Here is a 16,615-nt window from a genome sequence, read left to right as displayed (position 1 = left end):
CGATTGTCGGGGATGCCACAATCCCACCTCCCATGCAAACCCCCTACGAACTCATCCTGGGCTGGCGCTACACGCGCGCAGGCCGCGCCACCCGGCGCAACGGCTTCATTTCCTTCATCTCCGGGGTGTCCATGCTGGGCATCGCGCTGGGCGTGGCGGCGCTCATCATCGTGCTCTCGGTGATGAATGGCTTCCAGAAGGAAGTTCGCGACCGCATGCTCGGTGTGCTGGCGCACATCGAGGTGTTCGAGCCCAGCGGACAGGCCATTCCCGATCTGCCCCGCGTGCTGGCCAGCATCGAGGGCCACCCCGAAGTGCTGGGCGCAGCGCCTTTCGTGGGCGCACAGGCATTGATTGCGCGCGGCGAAGACATGAAGGGCACGCTGGTGCGCGGCATCGATCCCGCACTGGAGCCCAAGGTGACCGATCTCGCGGCCGATCTCGCCGCCACCGTGCTGCCCCGCCTGGTGCCAGGCGAGTTCGGCGTGATCCTGGGTGGGGAACTCGCGCGCAGCCTGGGCGTGATCGTGGGCGACAGCGTGACGCTGATCGCGCCCAGTGGCCAGGTGACGCCCGCCGGCGTGGTGCCGCGCATCCGGCAGATGAACGTGGTGGGTGTGTTCAATTCCGGGCATTTCGAGTACGACTCGGCGCTGGCCCTGCTGCACCAGGAAGACGCCGCGCGCATCTTTCGCGTGGAAGGCCCCACGGGCGTGCGCGTGAAGATCAAGGACCTGCACGCGGCGCGCGAGGTGGCGATTTCGATGGCCGCGGGGCTCGATCCCGGCCTGCTGGTGCGCGACTGGACACGCCAGAACCGGACCTGGTTCGCCGCCGTGCAGCTCGAGAAACGCATGATGTTCATCATCCTCACACTGATCGTGGCAGTGGCCGCGTTCAATCTCGTCTCCACGCTGGTGATGACCGTGACCGACAAGCGCGCCGACATCGCCATCCTGCGCACGCTGGGCGCGAGCCCGCGCAGCATCATGGGCGTGTTCATGGTGCAGGGCGCCATGGTCGGCATCATTGGCACGGGTGCGGGGCTGCTGCTCGGCCTGGGCGTGGCCTTCAACATCGACACGCTGGTGCCGGCACTGGAAAAGCTGCTCGGCGCGAGCTTCCTGCCACAGGACATCTACCTCATCAGCCGCATGCCCAGCGACCCGCAGCGCGCCGACATCATGCCCGTGGCGGTGATCTCGCTGGTGCTGTCCTTCCTGGCCACCATCTACCCAAGCTGGCGCGCGAGCCGCGTGAACCCTGCCGAAGCCCTCCGCTATGAGTGACATCGTTCTTCAGGCCCAGGGCCTCACCAAACGCTTCCACGAAGGACGCCTGGACGTCACCGTGCTCACCGGCGTGGATCTCACCGTGCGCGCCGGCGAGACCGTGGCCATCGTGGGTGCTTCCGGCTCAGGCAAGAGCACCCTGCTGCACCTGCTTGGCGGGCTGGACGCGCCCACCGGCGGCAGCGTGCAGCTGATGGGACAGGCGCTCTCGGGCTTGAGCGCGGCCCAGCAGGGCGACCTGCGCAACCAGCATCTGGGTTTCGTCTACCAGTTCCACCACCTGCTGCCCGAGTTCAGCGCCCGCGACAACGTGGCCATGCCGCTGTGGATTCGCCGCATGCTGCGCGCCGAAGCGGCCGAGCGCGCGTCCAGGATGCTGGAGCGTGTGGGGCTGGCCAGCCGGCTCGGCCACCGTCCTGCGGAACTCTCGGGTGGTGAACGCCAGCGCGTGGCCATTGCGCGTGCGCTGGTCACCCAACCCGCCTGCGTGCTGGCCGACGAGCCCACCGGCAACCTCGACCGCAGCACCGCCGAAGGCGTGTTTCAACTCATGATGGAACTTGCCCGCGACCAGGGCACAGCCTTCATCGTGGTCACGCACGATGAGACGCTGGCGGCGCGGTGTGGCCGTGTCCTTCGGCTGACGACGGGTGTATTGACCTGAGGCGATTCGCCACAGACCCGTCCTCAAGGCGGAGCGTGGTCATTCAAGGTTTTGTTCTCGTGAAACGGAGTGGCTTGTCCATCCCCTTCACATGCACCCGCATCGTCCTGCCCTGCACCTCCACGCGTTCGGCCTTCTCCAGTGCGCCCAGGTAACGCGCCTCCTGCTCTCCCACCGCACCCGCGCAGGCCATGCGCGTGGCCCCCATCTGGCCAATGGCGATGCGATCGCTCATGAGGGTATAGGAGCCGAAGAAGCGGTTGCATGAACCGTTGCCGGCGACGCGCCCGGCTTCAGGAAACACCAGTGTGGCCTGCGCGCCATCCAGCACGGCGCTGCCACCCAGATCTTCCAGGCGCCATTCGCTGCCCACCAGCGGCGCGGCGGCGGGTGCGCCGGGCATGGCACAGGCAGAAAGAACCATCAACGCGGGCGCAATGAGCCCGGCAAGTCGGAAGGTGGACGGCATCGGGGATTCCTTTCAAGACGGCACAATGGCCCGTTATACCGCCATGTGGATCGACACACACTGCCATCTGGATGCTCCCGAGTTCGGCGCCGACCACGCGCTGGCCGTGGCCGCGCGCGAACGCGCAGCCGCGCTCGGGGTGGGTCGATGTGTGATTCCCGCGGTGCAGCGGGGCAATTTCGACACCGTGCGTCTGCTGGCCCATCGCCTGGGCGACGCTTACGCCCTGGGCATCCATCCCCTCTGCGTGCCAGAGGCGCAAGAGAGCGATCTGGACGCACTGGACGCCTCGCTGGCCGCGCACCGCGACGATCCCCGCCTGGTGGCGGTGGGCGAGATCGGGCTGGATTTTTTCGTGCCGGCGCTGTGCACGCCCGAAATGCGCGAGCGGCAGGCGGCCTTCTACCGCGCTCAACTCCGGCTCGCGCGCAAGCACCACCTGCCGGTGATCCTGCACGTGCGCCGCAGCGCCGACGTGTTGCTCAAGCACCTGCGCGAACTGCCCACGGGCGGCGGCATCGCGCACGCCTTCAATGGCAGCGAACAGCAGGCTCAGGCGTTTCTGGAGCACGGTTTCAAGCTGGGCTTCGGCGGCGCCGTCACCTTCGAGCCCGCCAGGCAACTGCGTCGGCTGGCCGTCGGCCTGCCACTGGACGCCCTGGTGCTGGAGACCGATTCGCCCGACATCCCGCCGCAATGGCTGTACGCCACGGCAGCCGAGCGCGCCACAGGGCGAGCACAGGGCGTGAACACGCCCGCGGAGCTGCCGCGCATCGGGGGTGTGGTGGCCGGCTTGCGCGGCATTGGCGCGGACGAGATGCAGGCGGCGTCACAAGCCAACGCATGGGCAGCCCTGCCACGGCTGAAAGCGCTGGGATGAAGCGGCTCGAGGGACTTGCGCCGGTGCTGGACGCCCACACGCGCGTGCTGGTGCTGGGGAGTTTTCCCGGCGTGGCATCGCTGCGCGCCCAGCAGTACTACGGCCACCCGCAGAACCATTTCTGGAAAATCCTCGGCGCCTTGTGGGCCCTGCCCCTGCTGGCCATGCCTTATGCGGAACGCGTGGGGGTGCTGCGCGAACGTGGCCTGGGCGTCTGGGACGTGTACCGCGCCTGCGAGCGAGAGGGCAGCCTGGACACCGCGATCGAAAACGCCGAGCTCAACGATTTCGCCGGTGCGCTGCGCGAATGCCCGTTGCTGGAGGCGATTGCCCACAACGGCGGGGAGAGTTTTCGCCATGCGCGGCACACGCAGGCTTTCGGTTTGCCGGTGTACCGGCTTCCTTCCACCAGCCCGGCCAATGCCAGCTGGAGCTTCGACCGCAAGCTGTCGGCCTGGGCCGAAGTGTTGCGGCGACACGGCGTGGCGTGACCGCAAAACAAGAAGATCAGCTCATCAGAGCTTCGCGAACTGCAGCCAGTTGGCGCCGGGAAACCGCCAGGCGCTCGTCGACGCCATCGAGCCGCACCATCCAGCCCTCGCCTTCCACCGGGTCGTTGTGCTTTTCCACCGCGCGCACCGCGCGGCGCGACACCAGCGCATTGCGGTGCACGCGCACGAACAGGTGGGCGTAGCGCTGTTCCAGGTCGCTGAGGGCGCCGTCGTAGATGTGCTCCTTGTCGGCCGTGCGCACGGTGATGTACTTGAGCTCGGCCTTGAGGTAGATCACATCGGCCAGCGCCACGCGCTCGCTGCGACCGCGCTCCTGGATGATGAGGCTCTCGGGCAATCCGGCATCGCCCGTGCCTTCGGCCGACGTCAGCAGGCGTTGCGCCTTCTGCAGCGCCTGCTGCAGGCGCTCGCGCCGCACCGGCTTGGTGAGGTAGTCCACCGCTTCGAGCTCGAAGGCGTGCACCGCGTGTTCGGCATAGGCCGTGACGAAGATGACCGCCGGCGGCTTGGCCATCTCGCGAAAGGTGTTCGCCAGCGCAATGCCGTCCACGCCGGGCATGTGAATGTCGAGCATGACAAGGTCGCACTGCGTGCGCTGGATCTGCTCCATCGCCTGCACCGCGTTGGACGCCTCGCCCACCACGTCCGTGCGCGGCTCGGTGCACTCGGCCAGCAACGCGCGCAGCCTTGAGCGGGCCAGCGCTTCGTCGTCCACGATCAATACCTTCAATGCCATGTCACGCTCCGTATCCAGAACCCGTCCAATACGCGCTTATACCGGTATTTCGAGGCGAACCTGAAACACCCCGTTGACCAGGGCGCTCTGAAAGCGGCCCTCGACGTCGTGCAGCAACGTCAGCCGCTGGCGCACGTTGTCCAGCGCCAGGCCGTTGCCAGGCCGCCCGCTGCCGGCCGGCACCGTGTTGGTCACCTTGATCACCACCACGCTGCCCCGGCGCTGCGTGCTGATGCGCACGATGGCCCCGGTGGGGCTGGGCTCCACGCCGTGCTTGACGGCATTCTCCACCAGCGGTTGCAGGATCAGCGGGGGCAGCTTGGCCTTGGAGGCCGATTCGTCGATGCTCCATTCCACCTTGAGCCGTTCGCGGAAGCGCACCTGCTCGATGCCCAGGTAATGTTCGGCGAGCTCCAGCTCCTGCCACAGGGGCACCGCCTCCTTGGGGTCGGCCAGGGCGTGGCGGAACAGCTCGCTCAGGTCTTCCAGCAGGCTCTCGGCCTTGGCCGGCTCCTCGCGCACCAGCGCAATGGCGCTGTTGAGCGTGTTGAACAGGAAGTGCGGGCGGATGCGCGCCTGCAGCTCTGCCAGGCGCGCCGTGGTGCCCGCTGGCGTGCGCGCCTTCGAGCGCCACATGAGCGCAGCCACCAGCACCGCCGACACGAGGGCCCCGGCCGATGCACTGGCCACCCAGGGCGCGAGATCGGCCAACCCCATGAGCACCAGCAGGCCGCAACCGTACAGACCTGAAATGGCACCCAGCCCGGTGGCTGCGACCCACTGGCCCGGCATGGGCAGCAGGCCGAGCTGTCGCTTGAGGCCACAGACCGTGAGCAGCCAGGCCAGCACCGCCGGCAAGGCCGCGCCGGTCAGGATGGCCATCTGCGTCACCCAGCCCAGCACCTCGTGCACGCCGAACATGGCGGCCACGGCGACCACGGCCTGCACGAACAGCACGGCGCGCAACACGGTGCCAACCTGGCAGGTGTCGAACACCTGCACGCGCGCACGCATGTGCTCGGGCATCTCCGACAGCGGCCGGGCACCCGCGGCATGCGCGAGCTCCTGGAAGCTCGATAAAATTCTGGAATCTTTCATGGGAAGCGTTTTCCGTCCTCGGGTCGGCCAACATGAGGGCCAGCACAGGGATCCGTCGCGCCGTCCACCGGCCCGGGCGTGCATCTCGTGGCCCCTTCCCTGGCGGACATCCGCTTCATTCGTCTCCCATCCAGCCGCTGGCAACACCATGTCCACCAATCAACTCGACAAGAAATCCGAAGCCTGGTCTGCCCTATTCTCGGAGCCCATGAGCGAGTTGGTCAAGCGATACACGGCCAGTGTGTTCTTCGACAAGCGCCTGTGGCAGGCCGACATCACCGGCAGCCTCGCTCATGCGGGCATGCTCGCGACACAGGGGATCATCGGCCGCGACGACCTGGAAGCCATCGAGCGCGGCATGGCGCAGATCACCGCCGAGATCGAGGATGGCCGCTTCGAGTGGAAGCTCGACCTGGAGGACGTGCACCTCAACATCGAGGCGCGCCTGACCCAGCTGGTGGGCGATGCGGGCAAGCGCCTGCACACCGGCCGCAGCCGCAACGACCAGGTGGCCACCGACGTGCGCCTGTGGCTTCGCAGCGAGATCGACCTCATCGTTCCTTTGCTCAACGAACTGCAGGCCGCCCTCGTGGACGTGGCGCAGAGGAACGTGGAGGTGATCCTGCCCGGGTTCACCCACCTGCAGGTGGCGCAGCCGGTGAGCTTTGCACACCACCTGCTGGCCTACGTGGAGATGTTCTCGCGGGATGCCGAGCGCATGGGCGATGTGCGCCGCCGCGTCAACCGCCTGCCGCTGGGCTCGGCCGCACTGGCCGGCACCACCTATCCGCTGGACCGCGAGCTGGTGGCGCGCACCCTGGGCATGGTGGACGAGCGCGGCGAAGCCCAGGTGTGCCAGAACAGCCTGGATGGCGTGAGCGACCGCGACTTCGCCATCGAGTTCACCGCGGCGGCCTCGCTGTGCATGGTGCACATCAGCCGCTTCAGCGAAGAACTCATCCTGTGGATGAGCCAGAACTTCGGTTTCGTGAAGATTGCCGACCGTTTCACCACGGGCAGTTCGATCATGCCGCAGAAGAAGAATCCGGACGTCCCCGAACTCGCCCGGGGCAAGACCGGCCGCGTGGTGGGCCACCTCATGGGCCTGATCACGCTCATGAAAGGGCAGCCCCTGGCCTACAACAAGGACAACCAGGAAGACAAGGAGCCGCTGTTCGACACCGTGGACACGCTCAAGGACACGCTGCGCATCTTCTGCGAGATGGTGGGTGGCCAGGTGAACCCGGCCACGGGCGAAAAGGAAGGGGGCATCACTGTGAACGCCCTCGCCATGGAAGAAGCTGCCAGGAAGGGCTACGCCACCGCCACCGACCTGGCCGACTACCTGGTGAAGAAGGGCCTCCCGTTTCGCGACGCCCACGAAACCGTGGCGCACGCCGTCAAGGCCGCGGTCGCGCACAACTGCGACCTGTCCGAGCTGCCGCTGGCGGTGCTGCAAGGCTTCAACGCGTCGATCGAAAAGGACGTGTACGAGTGCCTGAGCCTGCGCGGCAGCCTGAACGCCCGCAACACGCTGGGCGGCACCGCACCGACCCAGGTGCGCGCGCAGATCGCGCGGCACCGCTCGCGCCTGGGCTGAAGCAGGCCGAATTCAAGTCGGCGCCCAACCCGTCGATAAGCTGGAACGACCCTCATCCGCCATCGGCGGCAGAGGCCTCAAGCCCCTCTGCGGAGGTCTTCCATATGTCCAACCTGCTGCTCTCCATGGCGGCCTTGCCGCTGCTGGCGCTGGCCTGGTGGGGCTTTCGCCGCTCGACCCTGCCGGCCACTCGTCCAGCGCCCCAGCCCGTGCTGCGCGCAGCCGCGTCCCTGGCACCGGCGCCTGCAGCGCGCAAGGAGACCCCCACGCCCGATGCGCTGGTGCGGTTCCAATGGCGCACCGAAGGCGAGATGGAGCCCGACAAGCGCGAGCGCCTGCTGGCCGCCATCCGCGACATTCCGCACCCGCCGCAAGCCCTGCAGCGCATCCTCTCACCCGACTTTCTGGCTCGAGCGAGTTCGACCGAGCTGCGCGAAGTGATCATGGGCGAGCCGCTGATCGCGGCCAAGGTGCTGGCTTCCATCAACAGCCCGTTCTACGGCCTGCACACGCCGGTCACGGACCTCGGCCAGGCCGTCACTTTCCTCGGCATCCACAGCGTGCACAGCACCTGCCTGCAGCACATGCTGGCCGGATCGTTCAAGCCGAAACTGCCCGGCGTGCAGAGGACCTTCGACACGCTGTGGAAGGCCAGCGCCATCGCCAGCGAGATCGCCTCGCGCCTGGACAAGGCGCTGCACCTGCCCGCGCAGGGCACGCTCGCCACCCAGGTGGTGCTGAGCTTCGTGGGCCTGCTGGCCACGGCTTCGGTGATTCCGCCCACCGGGCTCTCTGCCTGGCTGCAGCGCGACCGCCTGGGCCGCGCCCGGCTGGAGCAGGATCTGCTGGGCTTGAACAGCACCGAGATCGGCCATCTGTTGCTGAACCAGCGGTGGTCGTTGCCCTCGGCGCTGGTGGCCGACGTGTACGGTGGTGGTCGCCTGATGGTGACCGCGCCGCAGGACATCGATCCCGCCCGCGTGCCCCGGCTGGCACTGGCCCACCTCTGTGCTCGCCTGGGCGAACGCCTGGCGATGGGCCAGCTCGCCTCGCTGGAAACCTACTCCCCGGCCGACGACGAGGCCCTGGACATGCACCACCTGCGCGCCTGCCTGGCGCTCCCCGTGCTCAGCCGCCTGAACGAGGCACTTCACGCCCCCGAACTGCTGCGCGCGGTTCAGCAGATGCAGACGCCCGTCACGGCAGACTGACGCGGTTCTTTCGGCTACCCTTGGCCTCGGCCAAGGAGGAAACCGTGAAGCACATCCCGTCCCGCTGGATCGCAGCCGCGTTGCTCGCTGCCACCCAGCCTGCGTCTGCATTCCAGATCGCCAGTCTTTCGCCGCAGGGCGAGGTCGCCCGGGTGCGGCAGGTCGTCGTGAAATTCAACGAGAGCGCCATCCGTTTTGGCGATGCGAATGCACCGGCGCCGGTCACCCTCAGCTGCAGCGACGCACAGGCCACCCAGGGAAACGGCCGATGGATCAGCGACCGCGAATGGGCCTTCGAATTCCAGAACGATCTGCCACCGGGCGTGAACTGCGGCGTGCAGGTCAGGAGCGGCTTCAAATCGCCCGCGGGCGTTGAACTGCCCGCCACGCGCTACCGCTTCAGCACCGGCGGACCTTTCGTGCAGAACGTGCGCCCCAGCACGTCCGCACGCATCGATGAGGAACAGTACTTCGTCCTGCAACTGAACGGCGCCGCCACGGCGGCCAGTGTGCGAGCCAACGTGTGGTGTGCCGTGGAAGGCCTGGGAGAACGGGTGCCGGTGCGGCTGATCGAAGGCGATGAACGCACGGCGCTGCTGAAATCCCAGTACCTCGACCAGCGCGCAGCGCAAGACCCGCTGCGCTACGTGACGCTGTCGTGCAATCGCCGGTTCACCGCCGACTCCCGGGTCTCCATCGTCTATGGCAAGGGCGTGGCCACGCCGTCGGGGGTGGCGAACTCCATCGAGAGACGGTTCAACTTCCAGGTGCGCGAGGCCTTTGCCGTGAGCTTCAGTTGTGAGCGCGAGAACGCGCAGGCCGCCTGCCTGCCGATCCGCCCCATGACGGTGGATTTCAATGCGCCCGTGCCGCGCAGGATTGCCGAAGGCATTCGCCTGAAGTCGCCCCGGCAGTCGCACCAGCCGGTGTTCGACGAAGTCAACGCCGATGGCGACAGCGTGGTCACCGAAGTGCGGTTCAAGCCGCCTTTTGCCGAGCAGACGGCGCTCACCGTCGAACTGCCACCGGACTTCAAGGACGCTGCGGGGCGTACGCCCTCCAACGCCAGCAGCTTCCCGCTGGCCGTCAGCACCGGCCCGATGCCACCGCTGGCGAAGTTTGCGGCCTCTCCCTTCGGCGTCGTCGAGCGCCACGCCGAACCCGGCGGCCCACCCTTGCTCCCGGTGACGCTGCGCAATGTGGAAGCGTCCCTCCAGGTGCAAGGCGTGCAGCCCGGCCAGGTCAGCGACCTGCAGCCCCGGGCCGACGCGGACATCATTGCCTGGTTTCGCAGGGTCCAGCGCTACGACCAGTCCACCGTCACGCGCCAGCAGGCCCAGGCCGACACCTCGGGGCCCTTGCCCCCGATCCTGGAGGACCGCGACAAGCGCTGGGTGGAAACGCGTGCCGTGTCGCTGCTCAAGGGCCAGGCGGGCGTGAAGCAGCTGGAGCTGCCCCGGCCGTCGAACAACGACCCGCGGCCTTTCGAAGTGGTCGGCATTCCACTCACCCCCGGCTTCCACGTGGTGGAGATCGCATCGCCGGCACTCGGCGGCGCGCTGCTGGACGAACGTTATGGCGCCTCGCGAACGATGTTCGTTCGCACCTCGGCGCTGGTGACCAACCTGGGCGTGCATTTCAAACTGGGCCGGGAGAACGCGATGGCCTGGGTGACCACGCTGGACAAGGGCAGGCCCGTGGCCGGCGCGTTGGTGCGCGTGTCGGACTGCGCGGGCAAGGAAGTGGCCACCGCCACCACCAACGCGCAAGGCCTGGCGGACCTGAAGGGCGTGCCGCCCGAGGCCAGGCGATGCGCCAGCGACGAAGGCGGCGCGAGTTCACAGGCGTATTTCGTCAGTGCGCGCGCCAAGGACGGCAACGTCGAAGACATGGCCTTCACCTGGAGCGACTGGCACCGCGGCATCGAACCCTGGCGTTTCAATGTGCCCACCAGCCGCGACGCTCGGCCCGACGAGCGCGTGCACACCGTGTTTGACCGCACCTTGCTGCGGGCCGGCGAAACGGTGTCCATGAAACACCTGATCCGAACCGAGACCGGCCAGGGCTTCGGCGTGCCGGCCGCCCGACCCGACATCCTGGAGATCACCCACACAGGCAGCGGCCAGCAGTACACGCAACCCGTGACCTGGCGCCGCACAGCCACGGGCGGCCAGAGCGCGGAGAACACGTTCGCGATCCCCCCGGCCGCCCGGCTCGGGACTTACCAGGTGCTGCTCAAGAGCGCGGACGAGCGCGAGCGCCAGTTCAGTTCCGGCGAGTTTCGCGTCGAGGAATTCCGCCTGCCGGTGCTGGAAGGTCGCATCGCCCCCACCGGAAAGAACGCGCTGGTCAATGTGCAGACCGTGCCCACCGATGTGCAGGTCAACTACGTCTCAGGCGGCGGTGCGGCCAACCTGCCGGTGCGCGTGTCGGCGCTCGTGCGCGACAAATCCCTGTTCTACAGCGACTTCGAGGCCTTCAGCTTCCAGCCGCCCCGCAGCGACAACGGCAACGAAGGCGGCGAAGGCGGCGAGGAAGAAGCCACCGCGTCGCAAGACCAGCGCGTCATCGCCGACAAGCTCCCCGTGACGCTGGACCGCAACGGCGCGGGCAAGCTCAGCATCGAGCAGGTGCCCACCGCCGCACAGCCCCAGGAGTTGCTGCTGGAGGCGACCTACGCCGACCCCAATGGCGAGCTGCAGACGCTGCGAAGTGTCTCCACGCTCTGGCCGGCGGCGGTGGTGGCGGGCATCAAGACCGAAGGCTGGGTCTCTGCCAGCCAGAAGATCAGGTTCCAGGCATTGGCCTTGGACCTCACAGGCAAGCCCGCCGCCGGCATCGCGCTCGATGTGAAGGCCGTGGCACGCATCGTCACCACCAGCCGCAAGCGCATGGTGGGCGGCTTCTATACCTACGACAACAAGACGGACATCAAGGAGCTCGGCTCGGTCTGCAGCGGCCAGAGCGACGCCCGCGGCCTGCTGCTGTGCGAAGCGCGTCTGGGTGAGCCGGGCGAGGTGGAACTCATCGTGACGGCGAAAGATGCGTCCGGCCGCAGCATCCAGGCGGCGAGCTCGGTGTACGTCACGCGCCAGGGTGAGCTCTGGTTCGGTGGCGAGAACCACGACCGCATCGACCTGCTGCCCGAGAAGAAGACCTACCAGCCCGGCGAGACCGCGATTTTCCAGGTGCGCATGCCGTTCCGCTTCGCCACCGCGCTGCTCACGGTGGAGCGCGAGGGGATCGTGGAATCGCAGGTGGTGCAACTCAACGGGCAGGACCCCACCGTGCGCCTGCAGGTCAGGGAAGGCTGGGGGCCCAACGTGTACGTGAGCGTGCTGGCGCTGCGCGGGCGCCTGCGCGATGTGCCCTGGTACTCCTTCTTCACCTGGGGCTACAAGGCACCACGTGAATGGTGGACCTCGTTCTGGTACGAGGGCCGCGAGTACGTGGCACCGACCGCGCTGGTCGACCTGAGCAAGCCCGCGTTCCGCCTGGGCCTGGCCGAGATCCGCGTGGGCACGCGGGCCCACCAGCTCGACGTCAGCGTCAAGACCGACCAGGAGAGCTACGCCGTGCGCTCGCAGGCGAAGGTCACGATCACGGCCAAACTGCCAGGCGGCCAGCCGGCGGCCAACGCCGAAGTGGCGCTGGCGGCCGTGGACCAGGCGTTGCTGGAACTGATGCCCAACACCAGCTGGAACCTGCTCGATGCCATGCTGCAGCGGCGCGCGTGGGGCGTGGAGACGTCGACGGCGCAGACGGAGATCATTGGCCGGCGGCACTACGGCCGCAAGGCGGTGCCTGCGGGTGGCGGCGGCGGCAAGAGCGGCGCGCGCGAACTGCTCGACACTTTGCTGCTGTGGAATCCGCGCGTGGTGCTGGACGCCAACGGCCAGGCGGTGGTCACGGTGCCGCTCAATGACGCGCTCACCACCTTCCGGATCGTCGCCGTGGCAGACCTGGGCACGGGTCTGTTCGGCACCGGGCAGGCCAGTATCCGCGCCACGCAGGACCTGCAGATCATCAGCGGCCTGCCACCACTGGTGCGCGAAGACGACCAGTTCCGCGCCCAGATCACCCTGCGCAACACCACCGCCCAGGCCATGAAGGTGGACGTGAAGCCCCGCGCGACCCTGCTGGCGTTGCAGACGCAGACCGTGGACATCCCCGCCGGTGAGGCGCGCGAAGTGGCCTGGAACGTGACGGCGCCAGCGCAACTCGCGCAAACGCGCGCGGAATCGCTCCTGTGGGAGATCGAAGCCAGCGACACGCTGGGCGGCGCGAAGGACGCGCTCAAGGCCCGGCAGCGCATCCTGCCGGCCGTCCCGCTCACCGTGCAGCAGGCCACGCTGGTGCAGGTCGATGGCAGCTTCAACCTGGAAGTGAACTCGCCTGCCAACGCACTGCCCGGGCGTGGCGGCCTCAAGCTCGCGCTGCAGCCCCGGCTGGCCGAGGGCCTGCCTGGCGTGCGCGACTGGTTCGCCAACTACCCCTTCGTCTGCCTTGAGCAAAAGACCAGCAAGTCGGTCGGCCTGCGCGATGCGAAGCTGTGGCAGGGCGTGGTGGCCCAGTTGCCCGGCTACCTGGATGCCGATGGCCTGGCGAGCTATTTCCCGCCGCGCGACGGCGATGCCAGCCGGGGCAGCGACACGCTCACCGCCTACCTGCTGGCGGCCACGCACGAAGCCTCGACCCTCGATCCGGCGTTCGCCCTGCCCGACGATGTGCGCGCCCCCATGGAGCGCGGCCTCATCGCGTTTGTGGAGGGACGCATCACGCGCGAGTTCTGGAGTCCGCGCAAGGACCTCGACGTGCGCAAGCTCGCAGCGATCGAGGCGCTGTCGCGCTACGGGCAGGCACGCGGGCGCATGCTGGGCAGCGTCACCATCGCGCCCAACCAGTGGCCCACCAGCGCCGTGCTCGACTGGCTGAACATCCTCAAGCGCGTGGCCGACGTGCCGCAGCGCGACCAGCGCCTGGCCGAGGCCACGCAGGTGCTGCGGTCGCGCCTGAGTTTCCAGGGCACGAAGCTGGTTTTCAGCACGGAGCAGGACGACTACTGGTGGTGGCTCATGACCAATGGCGACGTCAACACCGCGCGGCTCATGCTGGCGGTGATGGACGACCCGGCCTGGAAGGACGACATGGCCCGGCTGGCCAACGGCTTCATCGGCCGCCAGCAGGCGGGTGCATGGCACACCACCACGGCCAACCTGTGGGGTGGCCTGGCGCTGGAGAAGTTCTCGGCGAAGTTCGAGGCGGTGCCGGTGGCAGGCCTGACCCGTGCAGCCCTGGGCACGGGCAGCGCGGCCATCGACTGGAGCAAGGTGGAGCGCGTGAAGACCAGCGACGTTGCTGGCGCGTCCCACCAGACCACCTGGTTCGGTGCGCCGGCCAGCCCCGGCAACCTCAGGAACAACACCGGCTTCCTGCCATGGACCGCCGATGGCGGCAAGGACACGTTGACCGTGACGCACCAGGGCGCGGGCAAGCCGTGGCTCACGCTGCAGTCGATCGCCGCCGTCCAGCTCAAGGCGCCGTTCAGTGCCGGCTACACCCTCAAGAAAACCATCACGCCAGTGGAGCAGGCGGTCGCGGGCCAGTACACGCGGGGCGACGTGTTGCGCGTGGCGCTGGAGGTGAACGCGTCGACCGACATGACGTGGGTGGTGATCACCGACCCCATCCCGGGCGGCGCGACCATCCTGGGTGGTGGGCTCGGGCGCGATTCACAGATCGCGACCGCCGGGCAGAACAGCCCGCGCGGCAACGCCTGGCCCGCCTTCGAGGAACGCAGCTTCGAGGCCTACCGCAGCTACTACGAGCACGTGCCCAAGGGCATCATCAAGATGGAATACACGGTGCGGCTGAACAACGCCGGGACATTCTCCCTGCCGCCCAGCCGGGCGGAGGCCATGTACGCGCCCGAGATGTTCGGTGAAACGCCCAACGCGACGCTGAAGGTGGAGATGCCGAGATGAACGCCTTTCGCGTGCCTCTGGCGCTCGCCTTGCTCGCGGCTGCATCGGCCGTGCACGCCCTGCCTTCTTTCGAGCAGGTGCGCAGGAACTGGCAGCCGTCCGACACCACCGTGGTCGACCGGCACGGCGAATTCCTGCAGCGCATCCGCACCGACGCCAGCGTGCGACGAGGGCAGTGGGTGGCCCTGGAGGACGTGTCGCCCGCGCTGCGCACGGCCATGCTGCTCAGCGAAGACAAGCGCTTCCACGAACACAGCGGTGTCGACTGGCGCGCCATCTCGGCCGCCGCCTGGGGCAACCTGTGGAACACCCGCACGCGCGGCGCCTCCACCATCACCATGCAGCTGGCGGCGCTGGTCGAAGACGACGGGGGAACCCTGCAACGCGGCGCGGGCGGGCGCACCGTGCCGCAAAAACTCGGGCAGGCCGTGGCCGCGAAGCGGTTGGAGCGGCACTGGCGCAAGGACCAGATCCTGGAGGCCTACCTGAACCTTGTGCCGTTCCGGGGCGAGGTGGTGGGCATCGACGCGCTTTCTCGCACCCTGTTCGGCAAGGCCGCGCACGGCCTGGACGAGCGCGAAGCGGCCGTGGCGGCGGCGCTGGTGCGGTCTCCGAACGCGAACCCGCGCCTGGTGAGCCAGCGCGCCTGTGGCGTGCTGAAACTCATGCAGCCAGAAACGCCGGTCGATTGCGCCGGCCTTGCGCTGTTTGCCACGGCCACCCTGCCGCAGCGCAGCTTCGAGGCCAGCGAGGGCACGGCACCGCACCATGCGCGGCGACTGCTGGCCGCCGCCGCGCAAGACGCCAGCGCCACGCCGGCCCCGCTGCGGTCCACGGTCTCGGCACCGCTGCAGCGTTTTGCCGTGCAGACGCTGCGGCGCCACCTGCGCGAGCTGCGCGATCGCCACGTGCAGGACGGCGCGCTGGTGGTGCTGGACAACGCCAGCGGCGAGGTGCTGGCCTGGGTCGGCTCCTCCGGTGGCGACCTGAGCGCGGCGTCGGAGGTGGATGGGGTGCTCGCCCAGCGCCAGCCGGGCTCCACGCTCAAGCCGTTTCTCTACGCGCAGGCCATTGCCGAGCGCCGCATCACGGCCGCCTCCCTGCTGGAAGATTCGCCCACCAACATCCCCACGGCGGGCGGCCTGTACATCCCGCAGAACTACGACCGCCAGTTCAAGGGCTGGGTGTCCGCCCGCACGGCCCTGGCCTCCTCGCTCAACGTGCCGGCCGTGCGCACGCTGGTCATGGTGTCGCCCGATGCGTTCCACCAACAACTGGGCGCGGTCGGCCTGACCCTGCGCGAGTCGGGTGGCTACCACGGCTACAGCCTGGCCCTGGGGAGTGCCGAGGTGTCGCTGCTCTCGCTCACCAACGCCTTTCGGACCCTGGCCAACGGCGGGCGCCCGGGTGCGGTGGGCGCCCCACCGCAGTCCAGGCCCGCCATCGACCCGCGCGCGGCCTTCATCGTTGGCGACATCCTGAGCGACGGCAACGCACGTGCTCGCACCTTCGGCACCGACAGCATCCTGGCCACCCGCTTCTGGACCGCCGTGAAGACCGGCACCAGCAAGGACATGCGCGACAACTGGGCGGTGGGTTGGTCCTCGCGCTACACCGTGGGCGTGTGGGTGGGCAATGCCAGCGGCGCCCCCATGTGGGACGTGAGCGGCACCAGCGGCGCCGCACCGGTGTGGGCGAGCCTGATGCAGCACCTGCACGAGCGCACCCCCAGCCGCGCGCCGAGCGCGCCCGCAGGCCTGGTGCGGGCCCACGCCCGATTCGTGGGCGCTGAGGGCACTCGACCACTGGAAGCGGCGCGCAGCGAGTGGTTCATGGCGGGCACCGAGCAGGACAGTTTCGCCATGCCGGCGAGCGACGCCAGCGCAACGCGCGCGCCGCTGCGCATCCGTTCACCGGCGCCCGGCACCATCGTCGCGCTCGACCCGGACATTCCACCCCAACGCCAGCGACTGACTTTCACCGCCAGCGGCAGCGGCGGCCGCTGGCGGCTCGACGGAAAGACGCTGGCCCAGGGAAGCCAGGTGCAATGGCTGCCGTGGCCGGGCCGGCATGTGATGCAGCTCACCGACGCGCGCGGCCAGGTGCTGGACGAGGTGCGCTTCGAGGTGCGTGGTGCGGGCGTGAAACAGGCCGCAGAGGTGCGCTGAC

The 16,615-nt window shown here is 68.5% G+C and carries 11 protein-coding genes; 8 read left to right on the top strand and 3 right to left on the bottom strand.

The features are described from left to right. Positions 1-32: 32 nt before the first annotated feature. Together ACTIEY_RS14605 and lolD are read left to right on the top strand one after the other, a co-directional pair. Positions 33-1,289, top strand: coding sequence for a lipoprotein-releasing ABC transporter permease subunit (locus ACTIEY_RS14605; protein ID WP_439519861.1), 1,257 nt, complete (start codon positions 33-35; stop codon positions 1,287-1,289). Further along, entirely contained in the window at positions 1,282-1,956 is a 675-nt protein-coding gene (gene lolD / locus ACTIEY_RS14600; protein WP_439519860.1) for a lipoprotein-releasing ABC transporter ATP-binding protein LolD, read from the top strand. Before ACTIEY_RS14605 ends, lolD begins: the two co-directional genes overlap by 8 nt. Positions 1,957-1,999: 43 nt before the next feature. On the opposite strand, the gene ACTIEY_RS14595 is transcribed toward lolD, so the two are convergent. Further along, positions 2,000-2,425, bottom strand: coding sequence for an META domain-containing protein (locus tag ACTIEY_RS14595; RefSeq protein WP_439519859.1), 426 nt, complete (start codon positions 2,423-2,425; stop codon positions 2,000-2,002). A 25-nt stretch (positions 2,426-2,450) separates the two neighbouring features. Between ACTIEY_RS14595 and ACTIEY_RS14590 the strand changes: the two genes are divergently transcribed. Then, on the top strand, positions 2,451-3,305 hold the full coding sequence (locus ACTIEY_RS14590) for a TatD family hydrolase (RefSeq protein ID WP_439519858.1): 855 nt from the start codon (positions 2,451-2,453) through the stop codon (positions 3,303-3,305). Then, a complete protein-coding gene (locus tag ACTIEY_RS14585) occupies positions 3,302-3,796 on the top strand; it encodes a DNA-deoxyinosine glycosylase (RefSeq protein WP_439519857.1) in 495 nt (164 codons plus the stop codon). Before ACTIEY_RS14590 ends, ACTIEY_RS14585 begins: the two co-directional genes overlap by 4 nt. 16 nt (positions 3,797-3,812) lie before the next feature. Here ACTIEY_RS14585 and ACTIEY_RS14580 read toward each other — a convergent pair whose 3' ends face one another. Both ACTIEY_RS14580 and ACTIEY_RS14575 read right to left on the bottom strand, forming a co-directional pair. Further along, positions 3,813-4,553, bottom strand: coding sequence for a LytR/AlgR family response regulator transcription factor (locus tag ACTIEY_RS14580; RefSeq protein ID WP_439519856.1), 741 nt, complete (start codon positions 4,551-4,553; stop codon positions 3,813-3,815). Positions 4,554-4,589: 36 nt separating this feature from the next. Next, positions 4,590-5,651, bottom strand: coding sequence for a sensor histidine kinase (locus ACTIEY_RS14575; RefSeq protein ID WP_439519855.1), 1,062 nt, complete (start codon positions 5,649-5,651; stop codon positions 4,590-4,592). 148 nt (positions 5,652-5,799) lie between these two features. Between ACTIEY_RS14575 and argH the strand changes: the two genes are divergently transcribed. The 4 genes from argH (at position 5,800) to pbpC (ending at position 16,614) form a co-directional block, all read left to right on the top strand. Next, the gene (argH, locus tag ACTIEY_RS14570) at positions 5,800-7,251 is read left to right on the top strand and encodes an argininosuccinate lyase (RefSeq protein ID WP_439519854.1); all 1,452 of its coding nucleotides are present in this window, start codon (positions 5,800-5,802) and stop codon (positions 7,249-7,251) included. Positions 7,252-7,355: 104 nt separating this feature from the next. Next, positions 7,356-8,462 carry an HDOD domain-containing protein gene (locus ACTIEY_RS14565; protein WP_439519853.1) on the top strand — a complete coding sequence of 369 codons (1,107 nt, stop codon included), beginning with the start codon at positions 7,356-7,358 and terminating at the stop codon, positions 8,460-8,462. Positions 8,463-8,506: 44 nt separating this feature from the next. After that, complete coding sequence (locus tag ACTIEY_RS14560; protein WP_439519852.1) at positions 8,507-14,446, top strand: alpha-2-macroglobulin family protein; 5,940 nt, start codon at positions 8,507-8,509, stop codon at positions 14,444-14,446. Beyond that, entirely contained in the window at positions 14,443-16,614 is a 2,172-nt protein-coding gene (gene pbpC, locus ACTIEY_RS14555; protein WP_439519851.1) for a penicillin-binding protein 1C, read from the top strand. Before ACTIEY_RS14560 ends, pbpC begins: the two co-directional genes overlap by 4 nt. Position 16,615 lies beyond the last annotated feature (1 nt).

Origin of the sequence: Hydrogenophaga sp. (assembly GCF_051858985.1) — a bacterium.
In the GTDB taxonomy this organism is placed as follows: domain Bacteria; phylum Pseudomonadota; class Gammaproteobacteria; order Burkholderiales; family Burkholderiaceae_C; genus Hydrogenophaga.
This window is presented reverse-complemented; position numbering and strand designations above follow the sequence as displayed.